The organism is Enterobacter cloacae complex sp. 382A5, assembly GCF_050031095.1.
GTDB classification, from domain to species: domain Bacteria; phylum Pseudomonadota; class Gammaproteobacteria; order Enterobacterales; family Enterobacteriaceae; genus Enterobacter; species Enterobacter cloacae.
On the sequence record NZ_JBLGVK010000001.1, the window covers coordinates 121,727 to 140,423 of the forward strand.

Consider the following 18,697-nt stretch of genomic DNA (forward strand, 5'->3'; position numbering starts at 1 on the left):
CAGAAAAGACAAAGGAGCGAATCCATGAAACCGTATCAGCGCCAGTTTATTGAGTTTGCGCTTAACAAGCAGGTCCTCAAGTTTGGCGAGTTTACGCTGAAATCCGGGCGCAAGAGTCCCTATTTCTTCAATGCCGGGCTGTTCAATACCGGGCGCGATCTGGCGCTGTTAGGCCGTTTCTATGCCGAAGCGCTGGTGGATTCAGGGATTGATTTCGACCTGCTGTTTGGCCCGGCCTATAAGGGCATTCCGATTGCGACCACCACCGCGGTTGCGCTGGCAGAACACCATGACCGCGACGTGCCGTACTGCTTTAACCGTAAAGAGGCCAAAACCCACGGTGAAGGCGGCAACCTGGTCGGCAGCCCACTGCAGGGGCGCGTGATGCTGGTGGACGACGTCATCACCGCGGGTACCGCCATTCGCGAATCCATGGAGATTATCCAGGCCAACGGCGCGACGCTGGCTGGCGTGTTGATTTCTCTGGACCGCCAGGAACGGGGTCGTGGTGAAATCTCGGCCATTCAGGAAGTTGAACGTGATTACAGCTGCAAAGTGACGTCAATCATCAATCTGAAAGACCTGATTGCGTATCTGGAAGAGAAGCCAGAGATGGCGGATCATCTGGCTGCGGTGCGGGCATATCGCGAAGAGTTTGGCGTGTAATGGAATTGCCCGGTGGCGCGTCGCTTGCCGGGCCTGCGCAATTTGTGGGCCGGATAAGGCGTAGCCGCCATCCGGCAACGACGTTACTGCAACTGTGCCGCCACTAACGGCCAACGGGCGTCGAAATCGTCCGTTGGGCTGTATTTGAACTCACTGCGTACAAAACGGGAGAGCATCCCTTCGCAAAACGCCAGGATCTGGCTTGCCAGCAGCGTTTCATCCGTGCTGTAACCTTCGCCTTCACGCATTTTCTTTTCACGCAGTACCTGGCGCAGCTGCGCTTCAATACGTTCGAAAAGCTGGTTGATGCGACCCTGCAGTCTGTCCTGCTCAAACATCAGCGCATGGCCAGTCAGAATACGGGTCAGGCCCGGGTTACGTTCTCCAAATCCCAGAATCAACTGCACAATCAGACGCAGACGCGCGGTGGTGTCTTTTTCGTCTTTCAGAATCAGGTTGATGCGCGTGATCAGACTGTCTTCGATAAACTCGATCAGGCTGTCGAACATCCGGGTTTTGCTCGGGAAATGACGGTACAGCGCCGCTTCAGACACGCCTACAGAGGCGGCCAGTTTTGCGGTGGTGATGCGTTGACTGCCATCGCTGGATTCAAGCATCAGAGCCAGAGATTGAAGTATTTCTTCGCGACGGTTCCTTTTCGCGGTTTGTTTTTCTGCCATGTTGCAAAATACCCCTGAAAATAAGCACTTGTCAGGCTGGCATCCACACAGCGACCGCAAACTGGCGTTTGCGGTTTGTTATGACATTATGGCGCTGTGAGATGCGTGTCTGTCGGGCGGTTATTTGCGCCCGGAATGGCCGAAGCCGCCTTCGCCACGGTCGGTGGCATCAAAGTCTGCCACCAGGTTAAATTCTGCCTGCACCACAGGTACAAAGACCATCTGCGCGATACGCTCGCCCGGTTCAATGGTGAAGCTGTCCTGACCCCGGTTCCAGACGGAGACCATCAGCTGGCCCTGGTAGTCAGAGTCGATCAGGCCGACCAGGTTACCCAGCACGACACCATGCTTATGACCCAGGCCTGAACGTGGCAGGATCACCGCCGCCAGTGAAGGGTCAGCAATGTGAATCGCCAGGCCCGTTGGGATCAGGGTGGTCGCACCCGGAGCCAGTTCTACGGCGTCATCGAGACAGGCGCGCAGGTCAAGACCGGCAGAGCCGGAGGTGGCATAGGTTGGCAGCGGGAATTGCTCGCCAACACGCGGGTCCAGAATCTTAACGTCGATTTTTTTCATCATAACGGGTAACGATCTCGTCCAGTAATTGTTGGCCCAGGAGTTCCTTGCGCTCAAGCGGTAAGATTTTATCTCCATCCTGCCAGAAAAGGTGCAGTGCGTTGCTGTCGCTGTTAAATCCTTGCGTGGCCAGCGATACGTCATTCGCGCAAATCAAATCGAGGTTTTTGCGGGTACGTTTTTGCCGGGCATATTCTTCCACATTATTTGTTTCTGCGGCAAACCCAACAACGTAAGGACGATGGGTTTTCAGCGCGGCGACGCCAGCAACGATATCCGGGTTTTTCACCATTTTTAGTGTTAATTCATCGCCTTGCTTTTTGATTTTGGCATCAGAAATGGTCTCTGCGCGGTAGTCCGCGACGGCAGCACAACCGATAAAAATCTGCTGGTTTTGCGCATGGGCCTGTACCGCGGCCTCCATTTCCAGCGCGGTGGTGACATCAATACGCTGCACAAAAGGCGGCGTAGGTAAGGAGACCGGGCCACTGACCAGCGTGACGTTCGCGCCGCGTTTCGCCGCTGCGGCCGCAATCGCAAAGCCCATTTTACCGGAGCTGTGGTTGGTAATGTAACGTACCGGATCCAGCGGCTCGCGCGTTGGGCCGGCTGTAATCATGATGTTGAGATGTTGCAGGTCGTTGACAGGCGAAAAATGGGCCGCGGCCATATCGACAATAGTCAATGGATCAAGCATACGGCCTGGGCCAACATCGCCACAGGCCTGGCTCCCGCTGTCCGGCCCCCAGATCAGCAGGCCGCGTGAGGTCAGCGTCTGTAGATTATGCTGGGTCGCGGCATTGCGATACATCTGCTGATTCATGGCCGGCACAACGGCAACAGGGGCGGGCGTGGCCAGACAAATGGTCGAAACCAGATCGTTCGCCATCCCGGCGGCAACGCGGGCAATTAAATCGGCCGTGGCGGGGGCAAGGATAACCAGGTCTGCCCATTTCCCAAGCTCAATATGGCCCATCGCGGCTTCTGCGGCAGGGTCAAGCAGGCTGTCAGATACCGGGTATCCTGAAACGGCCTGCAGGCTCAGAGGAGTGATAAAGGCTTTTCCACCTTCGGTTATCGCGACCCGTACGTCGGCCCCGCGCTCGCGCAGACGGCGCACCAGTTCCGGTGTTTTATAAGCTGCAATGCCGCCGCTAACGCCAAGAACGATTTTTTTACCGGCCAGGCTCATCATGATTCTTTCCTGTTGGGTTTCACCAGAGAGCGGGCATTTTATCACAATCCCAAAAACGGGGTGATCTTGTCCTTCGGTCACTTTGCGAGGCGTTACGCAAGAACGAGACGCGAGAGTCAGGTACCTGAGTAGCCTATGGCAAGATGGGCAAAAAACAGGGAGAAAAAGCATGGAAGACGAGGATGAACTGCTCTTACCGCGCGAAAAATTGCTGCGCTATGGCGTCACTTTGCTAAAAGATGAGGAACTGCTGGCGCTTTTTTTGCGCACCGGTACGCCGGGCAAAACGGTCTTTACGCTGGCAAAAGATCTGATAGGCCATTTTGGCTCACTCTACGGTTTGATGACGGCGGAACTGGCGGAGTTTGCGCATGTGGAGGGTATCGGTGTGGCGAAATATGCCCAGCTCAAGGGGATTGCCGAACTGGCCCGCCGTTTTCAGTGTGTTCGTATGCAGGAAGAGGACCCGATACTGACTCCTGCGATGACGCGCGAGTTTCTGCAAAGTCAGTTAACCGATATTGAACGCGAGATCTTTATGGTGATCTTTCTCGATAACCGGAACCGGGTGCTCAAGCATAGCCACCTTTTCTCGGGCACGCTAAGCCATGTAGAGGTTCATCCGCGTGAAATTGTGCGCGAAGCAATAAAATTGAATGCAGCCGGCGTAATACTCGCGCATAATCACCCTTCTGGCTGTGCAGAACCAAGCAGAGCTGACAAAGAGATCACCGACCGCATTGTCAAATGCTGTCAATTCATGGACATTCGTGTGCTGGACCATCTGATAATTGGCCGCGGAGAGTACCTTTCTTTTGCAGAACATGGCTGGATTTAGGCTATTTCTCGCGATCCATCGGGATCTTTGTCTGTTCGGGACTTGAGCACACCGCCGAGTCAGCGTATACTACGCCACCTTTGAGAATCTCGGGTTTGGCATTTGGGCCTGGCAATCGAGAGTTCAATAGAACTATGCGATGACCGGGCTGTAAAGCCTGACGAGGCGCCGATACCCCATACGAAGCTCGAGCTAATTTGATTTTTGGAGAATAGACATGTCCCGAGTCTGCCAAGTTACTGGCAAGCGTCCGGTGACCGGTAACAACCGTTCCCACGCACTGAACGCGACTAAACGCCGTTTCCTGCCGAACCTGCACTCTCACCGTTTCTGGGTTGAGAGCGAGAAGCGTTTTGTCACCCTGCGCGTATCTGCTAAAGGTATGCGTGTAATTGATAAGAAAGGCATCGATACAGTTCTGTCCGAACTGCGTGCCCGTGGCGAAAAGTACTAAGTACTTAAAGAGGAAATAAATCATGGCTAAAGGTATTCGCGAGAAAATCAAGCTGGTTTCTTCTGCTGGTACAGGTCACTTCTACACCACCACGAAGAACAAACGTACTAAGCCGGAAAAACTGGAACTGAAAAAATTCGATCCAGTTGTACGCCAGCACGTAATGTACAAAGAAGCTAAAATCAAATAATTTTAGCCGCCTTGTATTGAAAAAACCCCGCAACTGCGGGGTTTTTTGCATTCTGCATCTTACTACGGAGGAATCATGCCTGAATTACCTGAGGTGGAGACCAGCCGCCGCGGTATTGAGCCGCATCTGGTCGGCGCGACTATTCTTCATGCTACCGTGCGTAACGGCCGCCTCCGTTGGCCGGTTTCTGATGAGATCCATGCGTTAAGCGATAAACCGATCCTCAGCGTCCAGCGCCGCGCGAAATATCTGCTCCTGGAGCTGCCCGATGGCTGGATCATCATCCATCTTGGCATGTCCGGCAGCCTGCGGATCCTCACTGAAGAGCTGCCTGCGGAAAAGCATGACCATGTCGATCTGGTGATGAGTAACGGCAAAGTGTTGCGTTATACCGATCCCCGCCGCTTTGGCGCATGGTTGTGGACCAAAGAACTGGAAGGACATAGCGTACTGGCACATCTGGGGCCAGAGCCGCTTTCAGAAGCGTTTAACGCGGAATACCTGAAAGCGAAGTGTGCGAAAAAGAAAACCCCGATTAAACCCTGGCTGATGGATAACAAACTGGTGGTCGGCGTGGGGAATATCTATGCCAGCGAATCGCTGTTTGCGGCCGGGATCCATCCCGATCGGTTGGCCTCTTCGCTGTCGGCGCAGGAGTGTGAGCTGCTGGTGCGAGTGATTAAAGCGGTACTGCTTCGCTCAATTGAGCAGGGGGGAACGACGCTGAAGGACTTCCTGCAAAGCGACGGTAAGCCAGGCTATTTTGCTCAGGAGCTACAGGTGTATGGCCGCAAAGGCGAGCCGTGCAGGGTGTGTGGAACGCCGATTATCGCAACAAAGCATGCCCAGCGCGCCACATTCTATTGCCGTCAGTGCCAGAAATAGCGCTACTTTAGCTTGTCCATCAACGCCTGGTGGACGTTAACCGGCAGGAAATGGGTAACGTCCCCGTGATGACGCGCCACCTCTTTCACCAGCGTGGAAGAGATGAACGACCACTCCTTGGATGGCATCAGAAATACGCTTTCCAGCTCCGGCATCAAATGACGGTTCATATGCGCCAGCTGCATCTCATACTCGAAGTCTGCCACCGCGCGTAAGCCACGGATCAGAATCGTCGCCTGCTGAGCGCGGGCAAAATTGGCCATCAGATCGCTGAAGCCCACCACCTCCACGTTCGGCAGGTGCGCAATGGCCTCGGTGGCAAGCGCGACACGCTCGTTCAGGTCAAACATCGGTTTTTTACTGGGGCTGGCAGCAATCGCCAGAATCACCTTGTCGAACATGCACGCCGCACGGGTGATGATATCAAGATGACCATTGGTGATCGGATCAAAGGTACCTGGATAAATCGCTTTTGTGCTCATGGCTCACGTTTTCTCTGAGTAGCCGCGGCTGAGCGCCCACAGCTCGGTGTATTTGTTGAAAGTATACTGGGCATTTACCACGGCCAGTAACCAGCCCTGTTTACCGTCCAGCACGCCGCCACGCAGCAGCAGCGTTTTCAGAAACGCCCCCAGCGTATGGGTGAAGATACCTGTCAGCGTGGCCTTCTTGCCGCGCTGATGGCGCTCCTGTGCCCAGGCGGTGGCATAGTTGAGCTGTTTACGCTGGAAGCTGGCGAAATCCCGGCAGGTCAGGTGCAAAAGATCGCCCGTCAGAGGGACGACAGGCGCACTGTCGCAGGCCAGGGATTCATGGACCAGATTAGCATTGTACTGATACCGCTCGCGCTCGTAGAGGCGCGTGACCCGGTCGGGGTACCAGCCGCTGTGACGCATAAAACGGCCAAGGAAATAGTTACGACGCGCAATGCTGTAGACCGTGCCCGGCGTTGGTGCGGCGAGCACCGCCTGAATGGCCTGACGCAGCTCCGGCGTGATGCGCTCGTCTGTGTCGAGCATCAGTACATAATCACCGGTGGCATATCCCTGCGCGCGCTGGCGCTGGATGCCATAACCTTGCCAGTCGGTGTTGGTATAGACTTTTGCACCCGCTGCGTGGGCAACGTCCGCCGTGTTGTCTTCACTGCCGGAGTCGAGCAGGATAATTTCGTCAGCCCAGGCAACGGAGGCCAGGCAATCCGGAAGCAGGTCGGCAGCGTTTTTGGCGATCAGAACGACCGACAGGCGCGTTGACATTAGTGGCTCCGCTGCGGCAGATAAGGTTGCAGAAGCTGCAGCAGACGGGTGAGGGCACCCTGGTTCTGATGCAGCACTTCGACGGCATGACGACCGTACCACAGGCGGTAATCTTCGTCGGTCAGCAGAGTCGAGACCTCTTTGACCACCGAATCCGCATCGGTCACGGTAATTAGCCCTTCCGCTTGCTGCAATTTCGCACAGATATCTTTGAAGTTGAAGGTATGTGGACCCATCAGCACGGGAATGGCATGGGCCGCTGGTTCCAGCGGGTTATGGCCACCACGCTCCACCAGGCTGCCGCCAACAAAGGCCAGGTCAGCAATGCCATACAGCAGCATCAGCTCACCCATGGTATCGCCAATAACCACCTGCGTGCTGGTGGAGGGGATCTCACCGCTGCTGCGCAGGGTGAAGCTGAAGCCGCCTTTTTGCACCATTTCACGGGCGTCTTTAAAACGCTCGGGATGGCGAGGTACCAGAATCAGCAGCAAATCGGGGAATTTCTCCAGCAGCTTACGATGCGCCTGCAGGATAATCGCCTCTTCGCCATCATGGGTGCTGGTCGCAATCCAGACCTGGCGACGCGGTGCCCACTGGCGGCGCAGCGTGATAGCACGGGCCGCAAGTTCAGGCGTGACGGAGATATCGAATTTCAGGCTGCCTGTCACCGCCAGCTGGTTGCGTTTCAGGCCAAGCGAGATAAAGCGCGCTGCGTCTTCTTCGTTTTGCGCAGCAATCAGTGTGATCTTGCTGAGCAGGCGGCGCATAAATTTCCCCAGCTTGCCGTAGCCTTTCGCCGACCGCTCAGACAGACGCGCGTTCGCGATCACCAGTGGAATCTTACGGGCATGCAGAGCGGAAATCATATTCGGCCACAGCTCGGTTTCCATCACGATCACCAGTTTAGGGCGAACGGTTTCCAGAAAACGGTTCATGGCGCAGGGAAGGTCGTAGGGCAGATAGACGTGATGCACGTCTTTACCGAAGGCGGACATCACGCGCTCAGAGCCGGTCGGGGTCATGGTCGTGACGGTGATCGGCAGTGACGGATAACGGTGACGCAGGGCGCGAACCAGCGGGATCGCTGCCAGCGTTTCGCCAACAGAAACGGAATGCAGCAAAATACCGTCCGGGGCAACTTTATTGCGACAGAAGCCATAGCGTTCAGCCCAGCGTTTTCGGTACGCAGGCGCTTTACGGCTACGAAGCAGCAGTCTCAGCCACACCAGTGGCTGAATGATATAGAGCAGGGCGGTATACAACAATTCCAAGCGATTATCCGTCTTTTTAGTTTCGGCGGGCAAATTCTAAGCATTTGGGCCAGGTAAAGCTATCTCTTATGCCACATAGCGCTTCAAACGGAAGTAACGACGGCCCAGTCGCCAGCGTAGTCGGGGACTTTTTGCATTTTTCCAGATGAGTTTCCAGATCCCTTTATCGAAAAACTCTTTGATAATAAATGCCTTTTTCTGCTCATCTTTCATGTTGTCGAAAGTATGAATGATGCCCAGCCCTTCTTTGGCAATTTGCCAGTGGCAAGCAGGGATCCCTTTCACTTTATCGGGGTAGCGCTGATTAATGGCATCGAGCATCTGCAGGATTTTCATGTAGTGACGCGCCGAGCGAATGAGCGTGTCGTCATTGTCCGGCATATGAGACACCGACGCAGAGTGAATGTAGTAGTCGTAGTAACGTTCACTGGTGTACTGCACCCGCTCCGCCGCCAGCAGTACTTCTGTGGTCCACGGAATATCCTGATGGCGCAGCCCCGGTTCAAAGTGAAAACCGTGCTCGCGAATAAAGTCATGACGATAGATGTTCAGCCAGGTCACGTGCAGGAACTTACGGGAGTCGAGCGCCATTTTGAGCCATGCAGGGCCGGACATGACGCCCGTTGATGCCAGTTTGTCTTCAGGGAAAATAGGGCGTGAAGGCTTCTTATTATTTTCCCAGACGTAGTTGCCGTTACAGGTAGCGACATCAAGACGTTGCGTAACAGCCATATCAAGCAGGTGCTGATACATGCCGGGTTTAAAGACATCATCAATATCAGGGAAAGAAAGATATTGGCCCGTCGCGACGGCCAGACCGGTATTACGCGCGATGGATACGCCCTGATTTTGCTGCTCAATAACCTGCATCTGCGGCAGCTTTTCGCGCCAGTTTTCGACGATCTGCATCGAACGGTCCGTGGAGCCGTCATTGACGATGATGACTTCCATGCTGTCGATGCGTTGATCCACAAGGCAGGTAAAGAACTGATCCAGGAACGCTTCACCGTTATAAACGGCTACCACCACGCTTAATAATGGCGCTGAATTTTGCATAAGAAACCTGATTATTTTTGATTGTCGACCAAAGCAATATATTGCTGGCAAATGGCCTTGATACCGAACGATGCAATGGTTGCGCGATCAACGACCGGTGGAGAGGTATAAATATCCGCCAGCGTTTTTGCCAGAGACTCGTCATTCATCTCTGCCAGACCGCGGGATAAGTCTCCCTTGAGGATTTCGGCGGGGCCACCTGGACAATGTGTACTGACGGGTGGCGTCTGGCAGATAATGGATTCAACCAGCACATTACCAAAACCTTCGCAGTCAGAACTTAACACTAAAAGGCGTGCCCCTTTAATCCAGGGATAAGGATTAGGTTCGAACGGACGGAAAACCGTTTTGTCTTCAATGCCCAGTTCGCGGGCAAGCTGCTTAAGCTTTTGAATTTTAGCCTCAGAGCCATTGCCCATCATAACCAGCGTGGTATTGAGCTGACTCAGCGCGAACGCCCGTAGCAGGCGATCGTGACGCTTGTGTTCATGGAAGCGTCCGACGTGAATGATGTAATCCTTTCCCTGCATCTCAAAGGGGGCGTCCGCCAGACGCTGGATTTCAGGAATATCAAAAGGATTATGGATTACCGCCGTGCGTCGGAGATTCAGGGCCAGCGTTTCTGAAAGATCTTTCAACACGGCGCCTGAGACGGCGACCACGTTGCGGTTTTCGTAGGTATGGCGAATCTTAGTGTGTTTAAACCAGCGTGAAAGCCCACGGCGATGGCGAAGGTAGGAGAATGAGAACATGCCATGCACGCAGAACCACACTTTATCGCGCTCCAGGGCGCGGCAGTGCGCCACGATGCGGTCAGTTTTGTGCAGATGCGAGAACACCACATCAAATTTGCCGCTGCGCTCCGCCCGCTCGATAGCCTGATCCAGCAGCCTGGCGCGGCGTGGGATCTCCGTTAGCTTCCGCCACGGTTTTTTGCAGGTATCCTGAACGACCTGATAATCGATGCCTTCCGGAATGGCGTAGTCGCACACTTTCCGCAGCGAGAAGAGAGAGACCTGATGCCCCATCTCTGTTAATCCGCTGGAGAGTGTAAGAACCGTTTTTTCAGCTCCTCCACCGGGTAAACCATCAATAATCATTAGGATGCGCATTTTTAATCCAGTAATTTTTGATAAAGCGAAATAAGCTGACTTGACAGTTTTTCGGGGGTGGCGTCTTTTACACGTTCACGTGCCGCTCGTCCCATATCGTTATTTTTTTCCAGCGAAGGGGTGGCCGCTACCGCCTCCTTCAGGGTGCTGATATCAAGTGCGTCACAGTAAAATCCGTTCTGGCCTTGCTGAATAAATTCTGCCCCACCGCAACTCTCTGATGTAATGACCGGCAAACCGCAGGCCATCGCTTCAAGAATGACGTTAGGGAAAGGATCATACAGCGTTGGTAGCAGTAAACCATCAGATAGCTGATAAAATGGCAGCGTCTCTTTTTGCATCCCCAGAAAACGGATTTGCCCCTCGCAGCCTAATGAACGGGCGAGGTCGCGATAGCGACGTTCTGCTTTATCCTGCCCAACCACAATCAGCCATGCCGCAGTACCCGCAACGGCGCGTATAGCGCTGGCCAATCCTTTTCGTTCAAATCCTGACCCTACGAAGCAGAAAATGACGGCATCGGTCGGCAAACCAAACTGCTGACGCAATGCAATACGTTGTGCCTCTTCTGCCGGAACGAAACGGGTGGAGTCAATTGAATTATAAATCACATGAATTTTTTTTGCGTCAATATCAAAGTCTTCGACGATTTCGCGCTTGATCATCTCCGCATTACAGATAACCGCCTTTAACTCCGGCGCCTGGTACATTTCACGTTCGGCATTCATCACGTAGCGGTGATAGCGATCATGCATCAGCAGTTTTGCACGCCAGGCAGGCAGAATGCGTGCGCGCTGCAGGAGCCAGCGTCGGTGTACGCCGTCGCCTGCACGATAAATGTCACAGCCCGGAATGCGCTCGTGGCTTTGCACAATATCAAACTGCTGCTGCTGCCAGAGCGCACGTGCGGCATGCGCAAATCCGCGCTCGCGGCTGATGCGGCCCCATTTGCGCGGATCGCAAATATGAATATGCCAGTCGTCCTGCTTCTCACCCTGCCACTCGCGCGTGATGACGTTGAGCTCGAGATTTTGGTTGCTCAGCGCGGTAAGGGCGCGAGACACGAAGCGTTCTGCCCCGCCATCCGGGCGATACTTTTGGCGAACAATCGCCAGGCGATGGTGTTTCATGACAGATATCTCCTTGCGGCGGAGACGACAGCATCAACGGGAATGGCGTCGAGATAGCGTTCTTTTGTTTTGGTATCAATGGCGTCTGGATCGGGCAGTGGGCCGTAATCACCTGCCCAGATGACTTCCCCATTAACCTGCCAGGGTGACCAGAAGGTAAGTTTTGATGGGCCAAACAATGCCACACAGGGGGTCTGAAGCGCAGCGGCCATATGCATCGGAACGGAGTCAACGCCAATAAACAGAGACGCATGATCGATAAGCGAAGCCAGTTGACGCAACGTGAGCTGACCTGCCAGCGAGACGACTCCCGTCGCTGGCGAGGCGGCGAGAATGCGATCGATCATCGCCAGCTCTTTTTTATCCGGCCCGGCGGTGAGGACGACAGTGTGGCCATCCTGCTGCAGCGCCGTGATGGTTTGCGCCATTTTGCCTTCGTCCCAGCATTTAAAGAACCAGCGCGACGTAGGCTGAATCACGATGAAGTTGTCTCCCACACCGTTTTGCATCAACTTTTGGTGAGCCTCGTGCCAGTCTTCAGCATGGTAGGCCATGGTCACGGCAGGTTGAGCGGTGACCGGTAATGGCGACAAAATAGAGAGGTTCTGTTCGACAGTGTGCAACGCGTTGTGCCCGGCCACAGAGACCAAATCGCTATGGCAAAACCGCCAGAATGCGTTGTTGCGCTTGTTAAAAGCGAACCCGAGTCGTACTGGTGCGCCGGTGAAACGGGTAACGATAGCGCTGCGCCACTGATCGGCAAGATTAATCACCAGGTGATAATGCTGTTTCCTTAACGCACAGAGCAACTGCCACTCTTTTTGCAGATGTTTCAGCGTGCCCAGCTGCTTCCATTTACGGTCGATCCCGTAAACAGTACCGATCGCCGGGTGTGCGGCGAGCATATCGCGGGTTTCTTCATACAACAGCACATCAATCTGTGCCTGCGGCCATTTTTGACGTAACGAATCAATGACGGGAGTGGTCAGTAACATGTCGCCATGATGGCGGAGTTTGATAAGTAAAATGCGCAAATCAGGCGTGTCAGGTAAGTTATTCATCATCATCTTATTGGCGTTGTACTGTTGGCAATTCTAATAGACCTGATAGCGACTTGCACTCTTTCTCCATAATCTCAGGAAATTCCCTGGAAGGGTTTACTCATGCTTCGGTGAGTGCGTAACATAGCGCTAACTTTCCTGTCTTGCGGACTCATTATGAAAAAACCAGCGTTTATCATCACGATTGATACTGAAGGCGATAATCTCTGGCAAAATCACCGCGTCATTAAAACGGAGAATGCGCGCTATCTGGCGCGATTCCAGACGCTTTGTGAGCGTTTCGGTTTCAAACCCGTATGGCTGACAAATTATGAGATGGCGATTGAGCCGGTTTTCATTGAGTTTGCCAAAGATGTGATCGCCCGCGGTCAGGGTGAAGTCGGGATGCACCTTCACGCGTGGAATAGCCCTCCTGAACACGATCTCACCGGAGATGACTGGCGCTGGCAGCCGTATTTGATTGAATTTTCAGATGAGGTGATGCGCGAGAAAGTAGTGTTCATGACCCGTCTGCTGGAAGAGACCTTCCAGACCAAAATGTTAAGCCATCGCGCCGGGCGCTGGGCCTTTGATAGCCGTTACGCCAGACTGCTGATCGAACTGGGCTACCAGGTTGATTGCTCTGTTACGCCGCGCGTGAACTGGCGTAACGCGAAAGGCGCACCGCAGGGGAATGGCGGAACCAATTATCAGCACTTTCCAGACCACGCCTACTTTATTGATACAGACGATATCTCACGAGCGGGCAATAGCCCCTTACTCGAAGTGCCGATGAGCATCCAGTATAAGCATCCGGCCTGGTTGAACACCGTCAAACAGGGCTACGATCGCCTGCGCGGTAAATATCGTTCACCGTCCGTAAACTGGTTGAGACCGTCCGGTGGTAATGCGTCGCAGATGATTCAGGTCGCACAGCAATGCCTGTCTCAGGGACATGACTACGTAGAGTTTATGCTGCATTCCTCGGAATTTATGCCGGGCGGAAGTCCTACGTTTAAAGATGAGGCGGCAATTGAAGGGTTGTATCAGGATCTGGAAGTGCTCTTTAGCTGGTTATCCGACAAGACGGTAGGGATGACGCTGGCGGAGTTTTATTCCCATAAAAAAAGCGCCGATTAATCGGCGCCTCTGGAATTATTTTTGCAGCGCGGTTTTTACCGGGGTGCTGAAAATAATGGCAAGTGGAAGCCAGAATAGCACCCAGTATTCTCGCGGATTGCTGATTACGAACATGCCCTGGGTAACATAGAACATCAGCGCAAAGACAATAACCGCAATCTCTGCTTTGTGATTAGCAGCAAGGTGGCGAAGACATTGTCTGCCCGCAAAGAGAATCATACTCAAAAGCAGCAGAAGCCCCACAATACCGCCCTTCAGGAAAGTCGCTAAATAAAGGCTATGCGTTGTGGTAACAGGTTGACCATAGCCGTTAATGAATTCAAGTTCTTTATTGAAACCCCAGCCGAAAATCATTTTTTGCTTCGCCACTTCAAAAGCATGCTGCCAGATGCCGAAACGGACAGAGCCTGCACGGGAAGATTCTTCCGCGCGTTTGATGAATATATCGAAGAAGCCGCTGAAATAGAGGATGGAGCCAATAACTATCAATACGATCAGCGAGCCCGCTAACAGCTTAAAATTCCATTTCGGTTTACACAGAAACGCAACGATAGCGGCGACAATCATCGAAAGGAAAGGCCCACGGCTTTGGGTCAGAATCAAGCAGACCAGCAGCAGGGGAACGGGAATATAGAACCAGTAGTTACGTGTTTCGCGAACCAGAATGGCGCTCAACAAAATACCCAGCGCCATGTATCCCCCAAGATCAATGACATTGTCCGGGGAGAACGGGAATGCACGCGATAGTCGGTTTTGAAATATGTGCTCTTTATTGACATAAACCAGCGTTAATATCGTCAGTGCCACGATACCGAGATAGGCTGCGCCAATGATGTATTTTTTTCTTTCCTGTAACTCACACTGACGATAAAGGCACAGGAAAATAAATAAATAAAAGGAATGGCTGATGGCTGAGCTAAGATGTGAAGATTCCGCCCACAAATTCGAGAGTGAAAAATAGAGCAAAAAAGCACCGGTCATCCCCAGTGCAGGAAGGAAGTCACGATCGTTGATAAAACGGGTGCGTGTCTCACTATTGATAATCATAGTGATGATAAACAGAGCCAGCGTGATATGGAATAAGATATTTACCCGTGAGACACCGCAAAAAATCATGCTCAAAAACATAAAGAGCACAAAAGGATAGAACAGGTAGCGTTGCAAATTAATTGAAGACATCACTAAAATCCTTTCTGGGAAAAACGGAGTCAGGGATAGCGCTTTGAGGAGAGAGATTGATAACTGAAATGTTATCATTTTTGAAAATGGTGCTTGCCAGCGTTAGCGCGGGGATCACAACATTATGCACTTTATCCTCAAGAAATGAGGGCAACATCGTATCGTTGCTTTCATAAAAACGTGGCTGGTTGAAATTATTCATATCAAGACCGGCAATGTAAATTTTTTTGAATCCCAGAAAGTAAATTATCTGGAGCGCCCAGTATACCACGGTGCCAGCATCCACCACTCCATGTCGCACATCACGACTAAAAGCAATATTCGGATGCGTATCAGAGAAAACGATTTCTGGTGTGTCTGTTAAAGCTTGTCGCAGATTATCCTGTTTAATTGAAGGTTTGTAGGTCTCATAACAAATATCTTCAATAATACAAATCTCGCACTGAATGTTTTCGTAGGAGAAACGCTTTATAAGCTTGACGATCCCCATAACGGTAGTAAATAAAATAACATTTTTACAGCCGGTTAATCGTTTCAAAAGCGCCGTTTGGCGGTCGATAAACGTCATGTCGACAATGAAATAAAGACTAAAATTGAGCTGGTGATTAAGATGCCAGGCGCCATTCACGCCAGCGGTCGCGACCGATGTCGGCAATTTTGAAAAATTAATATGTTTGATTGAGGGGCCTGTCGCCGCAATCAGAATCTCACCATTGAATCGGTGGTGAAGTGAGGATAAGGAAGTCAGTTTGATATCCAACCCCTTATATTTTAAATCACATATTTCACCGGTTTCATTGCGGGATAATTTAATAAATGGCCATAAATTCTCATTATGTCGCATATTACGCTTATGCGTATATCGATACAGTTGCTTGGTCAAAGAGCCCATTTCACGCCTCAAGTGATTCTTTTTTGTTTTTATTCACGGTCGTTAATAAACTGGCAATCTTATCCAGTTCGGTTTCACCTACGGCAAACAGCTCTTCTTTTGGTTGGCTGAAATAGTAACGTGTTTCAAATACGTATGAGTTAATATTTTCGTCATTGCCAATTAACAGAACATTGCCGAGAGGGCGTTGTTCGTAATGGCAGCACGGGCCAAACAACATGACGATAGGCACACCCACTGCATCGGCAATGTAAATATTCCCGGAATCAGACGCGATATAGCAATCCATCTTTGAAATAGCCCACGGGAGTTCTTCCAGCGTGATCTTCCCAATCAGACTGATCAAGTTAGGAATATCACCGTAAGCGCGGGTGATATCGTCCAGCCACGACTGTTCATCAGGGGCGCCAAACACATAAAACTCGCAGGGCAGGTCGGCGAGACGATCAATAATTCGCTTCCAGATGACCGGCGGCACCGTTTTGGCTTTATTACCTGCGGCAATGCTGATGCCGATGCGGATCACATCAGGTTTGTCGAGAATTGCCGGGTAGGTCGCCGGTTTGAACAGCGGCTTTGTGGCGTGCTTGGGCGAGTCCTGCCACGTCAACGAACGGTCGGCCAGCTTCAGGTAATTGGTCACTGATAGCGTTTTTTTGCCGTGCTCAACGGTACCGTCGGCGGTGAGATAGAAAATCCCGTGATACCATCTGCGGGTGTAAATGCTTAAAAATTGTTTGTTTTTGGCATTACAGACGGCGGCAAAAAAGAGATTTACGCTGTTGGGTTGCAGCAGATAGACGTTGTCGTAGCGGTTCATGATGCGGCAGGCAAAGCTGAGCTTACGCCACAGGCTACGCTTATGCTGCTCGATAAAAAAAATCTCTTCGATCGTTTCGTCATGCTTCGCCAGCGCACCTACGCTGCGACTGATAAGCACATCACTTTTTTGCAGGTATGCCAGCAGGGGCGTCGCATTAACAAAATCACCGATTTTGGCTGTCTGAATGACCAGGTTTTTACCTGTATCTTTGCGGAACAGCTTCCGGATAAGCTTCACCGGAAGGAGTAAAATCAGCAGAAATACGTAACTCATTCGTTAGATATCCCTGTCGGAAAGCCAGTGGCTGTTCTGTAAAAATGAAAAAATGGCATCTGCGCTAATGTCCCTCGTTTGTTGAGTCGGGCTGACCATTTGATGCTGGTTTTTACCGTAACCCCCAATCAAACCGGGATCGGTCGGGCCAAAAATCGTGATGTTTGGACGATCCAGCGCCGCGGTTAAATGGCTTAAACCCGTATCAACGGAAACGACAGCTTTAGCTCCGGCCAGCTCTGCAGCAACTTGCGCCAGCGTGAGTTTAGGTAAAACCTCGACGTGCGAAAAACCGGCTGCCAGACGTTCAGCACGCTGGCGCTCATGTTCAGCACCCCACGGCAGTTTAATATGGATGCCGGCAGGTTGCATTAGTTCAATGAGTCTTCGCCAGTGCGTTTCCGGCCAGTGCTTATCATCGCGCGTTGTGGCATGCAGGAAGACCAGCCAGGGCTGCGCAGGCTTCTCTGCATCACGCAGAAAATGCTGCGAAATCGCGTAATCACCCTGCGTTTCCGGCTTTGTGTAACCGAGACTTTTTGCGAACAGCTCGCGGGTGCGTTCCACTGCGTGCTGCTGCTTTGCAATATGGTGACGACGGTTATAGAACAGGCTGGCGAGTGGTTCGCGAGCGGTTTGCCAGTCCATGCCGTGCTTTACACCGTGTGCCAGGCGCGTGACCAGCGCGGCGCTTTTGACCAGCCCCTGCGCGTCGATAATGGCGTCGTAACGCTGCGCCTGCACCGCATCGCGGAAGGCTTTGCGCTCGGCTTTAATCGGTGTGGAAAACCACGCTTTACGCCAGCGGCGGATGGCCACCGGGATCACGCGGTCGACCGCTTCGTGCCAGGTAGGGATCTGCGCGAAGCCCTCTTCCACCACCCAGTCAAAACGAATGCCTGGAATGGCCCGCATGGCGTCCGTCAGCGACGGAAGCGTATGCAACACATCACCCATCGAAGAGGTTTTAACGATCAGTACCCGCATTCGTTATCCTTCTTCGCTCAGCAGCAGTTCGTTGAGTTCTTCGAGAACGCGCTGCGGCGTGATGTCGATCAGGCTCTGGTGATAACCTTGCGCGGCATCGCCTTTACGCACCTTATGGTAACCCGTGATCAGACGAATAACGCGCGCCTTATTTGAGAGCGGCGGCGTGAAGTCCGGGCTACTTGGACCGTACAACGCAACCAGCGGGCGGTTGAGCGCGGCGGCGACGTGCATCAGCCCGGAGTCGTTGGTGACTACGGCTTTACAGGCAGCAAGTAAAATCACCGCCTGCTCAAGCTGGGTTTCCCCGGCCAGGTTGCGGCACCAGGCCTGCTGTTCTGTGCTGAGGGCTGCAAGAATTTCGTTCCCCGCCTCGTGGTCTTTGGCCGAGCCGAACAGAACGATCTGATAACCTTCGTCAATCAACTGCTTTGCCAGCTCTGCGTAGTGATAGTGCGGCCAGCGTTTTGCCGGGCCGAATTCCGCGCCCGGGCAGAAGCCAATCATCGGCCGTTCAGAGGAAAGACCAAACGCGTTACAGGTCTGGGATTTTTCACCCTCGCTGACCTGTAGCTGTGGCCATAGCAGCGGCTGCGGCAGGTCTTTTGCGCTGCGCATCACGCCTTTGTCGTAGGCCAGCGCCACATAGCGCTCCACCATTAATGGCCAGGCCTCTTTATCCAGCACGCGTGCGTCATTCAGCAGACCGTAGCGCATCTCACCGCGCCAGCCGGTACGGTGCGGCACACCGGCGAAGAAGGGCACAAGCGCGGATTTAAACGAATTGGGTAACACGTAAGCGCGGTCATAACGCTTCTCGCGCAGACTGTGACCGAGTTTACGGCGTTCGCCAATTTCCAGCGCCCCGTGGCCGAGCGGCATTGGGATGGCTTCATTCACTTCCGGCATACGCGATAACAACGGACGGCACCATGCGGGTGCCATCACGTCGATTATCGCCTGGGGATAACGCGCCTTGAGCGTGCGATAGAGACTTTGCGACATCATCATGTCGCCCACCCATGACGGGCCGATCACCAGAATTCTCATA

The 18,697-nt window shown here is 52.8% G+C and carries 21 protein-coding genes; 6 read left to right on the plus strand and 15 right to left on the minus strand.

Going from position 1 to position 18,697, the window contains the following annotated elements; all coding sequences use genetic code 11:
• Window positions 1–24: 24 nt before the first annotated feature.
• Window positions 25–666, plus strand: coding sequence for an orotate phosphoribosyltransferase (pyrE, locus tag ACQG2G_RS00585; protein ID WP_013094889.1), 642 nt, complete (start codon window positions 25–27; stop codon window positions 664–666).
• Window positions 667–749: 83 nt separating this feature from the next.
• Here pyrE and slmA read toward each other — a convergent pair whose 3' ends face one another.
• The 3 genes from slmA to coaBC all read right to left on the minus strand — a co-directional run bounded on the left by slmA (window position 750) and on the right by coaBC (window position 3,114).
• Window positions 750–1,346: a nucleoid occlusion factor SlmA gene (gene slmA, locus ACQG2G_RS00590; RefSeq protein ID WP_013094890.1), complete on the minus strand. Its 597-nt coding sequence runs from the start codon at window positions 1,344–1,346 to the stop codon at window positions 750–752.
• 120 nt (window positions 1,347–1,466) lie between these two features.
• Window positions 1,467–1,925, minus strand: a complete 459-nt coding sequence (gene dut, locus ACQG2G_RS00595; RefSeq protein ID WP_015570042.1) for a dUTP diphosphatase — start codon at window positions 1,923–1,925, stop codon at window positions 1,467–1,469.
• A complete protein-coding gene (coaBC, locus tag ACQG2G_RS00600; RefSeq protein WP_094915772.1) occupies window positions 1,903–3,114 on the minus strand; it encodes a bifunctional phosphopantothenoylcysteine decarboxylase/phosphopantothenate--cysteine ligase CoaBC in 1,212 nt (403 codons plus the stop codon). Before coaBC ends, dut begins: the two co-directional genes overlap by 23 nt.
• Window positions 3,115–3,286: 172 nt before the next feature.
• Between coaBC and radC the strand changes: the two genes are divergently transcribed.
• From radC to mutM, 4 genes are all read left to right on the plus strand, one after another.
• Window positions 3,287–3,955, plus strand: coding sequence for a RadC family protein (gene radC / locus ACQG2G_RS00605; protein ID WP_013094892.1), 669 nt, complete (start codon window positions 3,287–3,289; stop codon window positions 3,953–3,955).
• A 217-nt stretch (window positions 3,956–4,172) separates the two neighbouring features.
• Window positions 4,173–4,409 (plus strand): 50S ribosomal protein L28, encoded by a 237-nt coding sequence (rpmB, locus tag ACQG2G_RS00610; RefSeq protein ID WP_002436699.1) that lies wholly within the window; start codon window positions 4,173–4,175, stop codon window positions 4,407–4,409.
• Window positions 4,410–4,431: 22 nt separating this feature from the next.
• Window positions 4,432–4,599 carry a 50S ribosomal protein L33 gene (rpmG, locus tag ACQG2G_RS00615; protein ID WP_013094893.1) on the plus strand — a complete coding sequence of 56 codons (168 nt, stop codon included), beginning with the start codon at window positions 4,432–4,434 and terminating at the stop codon, window positions 4,597–4,599.
• A 75-nt stretch (window positions 4,600–4,674) separates the two neighbouring features.
• Entirely contained in the window at window positions 4,675–5,484 is an 810-nt protein-coding gene (mutM, locus tag ACQG2G_RS00620) for a bifunctional DNA-formamidopyrimidine glycosylase/DNA-(apurinic or apyrimidinic site) lyase (protein ID WP_013094894.1), read from the plus strand.
• A gap of 2 nt (window positions 5,485–5,486) precedes the next feature.
• Here the strand turns inward: mutM and coaD are convergent, their stop codons facing one another.
• From coaD to rfaQ, 7 genes are all read right to left on the minus strand, one after another.
• Window positions 5,487–5,966 carry a pantetheine-phosphate adenylyltransferase gene (gene coaD, locus ACQG2G_RS00625; protein ID WP_013094895.1) on the minus strand — a complete coding sequence of 160 codons (480 nt, stop codon included), beginning with the start codon at window positions 5,964–5,966 and terminating at the stop codon, window positions 5,487–5,489.
• A 3-nt stretch (window positions 5,967–5,969) separates the two neighbouring features.
• The gene (locus ACQG2G_RS00630; protein ID WP_057071982.1) at window positions 5,970–6,740 is read right to left on the minus strand and encodes a glycosyltransferase family 2 protein; all 771 of its coding nucleotides are present in this window, start codon (window positions 6,738–6,740) and stop codon (window positions 5,970–5,972) included.
• Window positions 6,740–8,014 carry a lipid IV(A) 3-deoxy-D-manno-octulosonic acid transferase gene (gene waaA, locus ACQG2G_RS00635; protein ID WP_013094897.1) on the minus strand — a complete coding sequence of 425 codons (1,275 nt, stop codon included), beginning with the start codon at window positions 8,012–8,014 and terminating at the stop codon, window positions 6,740–6,742. The genes ACQG2G_RS00630 and waaA overlap by 1 nt, the downstream gene beginning before the upstream one ends.
• Window positions 8,015–8,080: 66 nt before the next feature.
• The gene (locus ACQG2G_RS00640) at window positions 8,081–9,070 is read right to left on the minus strand and encodes a glycosyltransferase (protein ID WP_013094898.1); all 990 of its coding nucleotides are present in this window, start codon (window positions 9,068–9,070) and stop codon (window positions 8,081–8,083) included.
• Between the two features lie 11 nt (window positions 9,071–9,081).
• Complete coding sequence (locus ACQG2G_RS00645; RefSeq protein ID WP_029881896.1) at window positions 9,082–10,182, minus strand: glycosyltransferase; 1,101 nt, start codon at window positions 10,180–10,182, stop codon at window positions 9,082–9,084.
• 2 nt (window positions 10,183–10,184) lie between these two features.
• Window positions 10,185–11,312, minus strand: a complete 1,128-nt coding sequence (locus ACQG2G_RS00650; RefSeq protein WP_013094900.1) for a glycosyltransferase family 4 protein — start codon at window positions 11,310–11,312, stop codon at window positions 10,185–10,187.
• A complete protein-coding gene (rfaQ, locus tag ACQG2G_RS00655) occupies window positions 11,309–12,379 on the minus strand; it encodes a putative lipopolysaccharide heptosyltransferase III (protein WP_080453031.1) in 1,071 nt (356 codons plus the stop codon). The genes ACQG2G_RS00650 and rfaQ overlap by 4 nt, the downstream gene beginning before the upstream one ends.
• A 150-nt stretch (window positions 12,380–12,529) precedes the next feature.
• Between rfaQ and ACQG2G_RS00660 the strand changes: the two genes are divergently transcribed.
• Window positions 12,530–13,492 carry a polysaccharide deacetylase family protein gene (locus ACQG2G_RS00660; protein WP_038418346.1) on the plus strand — a complete coding sequence of 321 codons (963 nt, stop codon included), beginning with the start codon at window positions 12,530–12,532 and terminating at the stop codon, window positions 13,490–13,492.
• 15 nt (window positions 13,493–13,507) lie between these two features.
• Here ACQG2G_RS00660 and ACQG2G_RS00665 read toward each other — a convergent pair whose 3' ends face one another.
• The 5 genes from ACQG2G_RS00665 to rfaF are packed head-to-tail and all read right to left on the minus strand — an operon-like array spanning window position 13,508 to window position 18,696.
• A complete protein-coding gene (locus ACQG2G_RS00665) occupies window positions 13,508–14,671 on the minus strand; it encodes an O-antigen ligase family protein (protein ID WP_061771543.1) in 1,164 nt (387 codons plus the stop codon).
• Entirely contained in the window at window positions 14,658–15,515 is an 858-nt protein-coding gene (locus ACQG2G_RS00670) for a sugar glycosyltransferase (RefSeq protein ID WP_426723036.1), read from the minus strand. The genes ACQG2G_RS00665 and ACQG2G_RS00670 overlap by 14 nt, the downstream gene beginning before the upstream one ends.
• Before the next feature lie 49 nt (window positions 15,516–15,564).
• Window positions 15,565–16,659, minus strand: coding sequence for a glycosyltransferase family 9 protein (locus tag ACQG2G_RS00675; protein WP_061771541.1), 1,095 nt, complete (start codon window positions 16,657–16,659; stop codon window positions 15,565–15,567).
• Between the two features lie 3 nt (window positions 16,660–16,662).
• Entirely contained in the window at window positions 16,663–17,646 is a 984-nt protein-coding gene (gene rfaC / locus ACQG2G_RS00680) for a lipopolysaccharide heptosyltransferase RfaC (RefSeq protein ID WP_057072839.1), read from the minus strand.
• Between the two features lie 3 nt (window positions 17,647–17,649).
• Window positions 17,650–18,696 carry an ADP-heptose--LPS heptosyltransferase RfaF gene (gene rfaF, locus ACQG2G_RS00685; protein ID WP_013094907.1) on the minus strand — a complete coding sequence of 349 codons (1,047 nt, stop codon included), beginning with the start codon at window positions 18,694–18,696 and terminating at the stop codon, window positions 17,650–17,652.
• Window position 18,697: the final 1 nt, after the last annotated feature.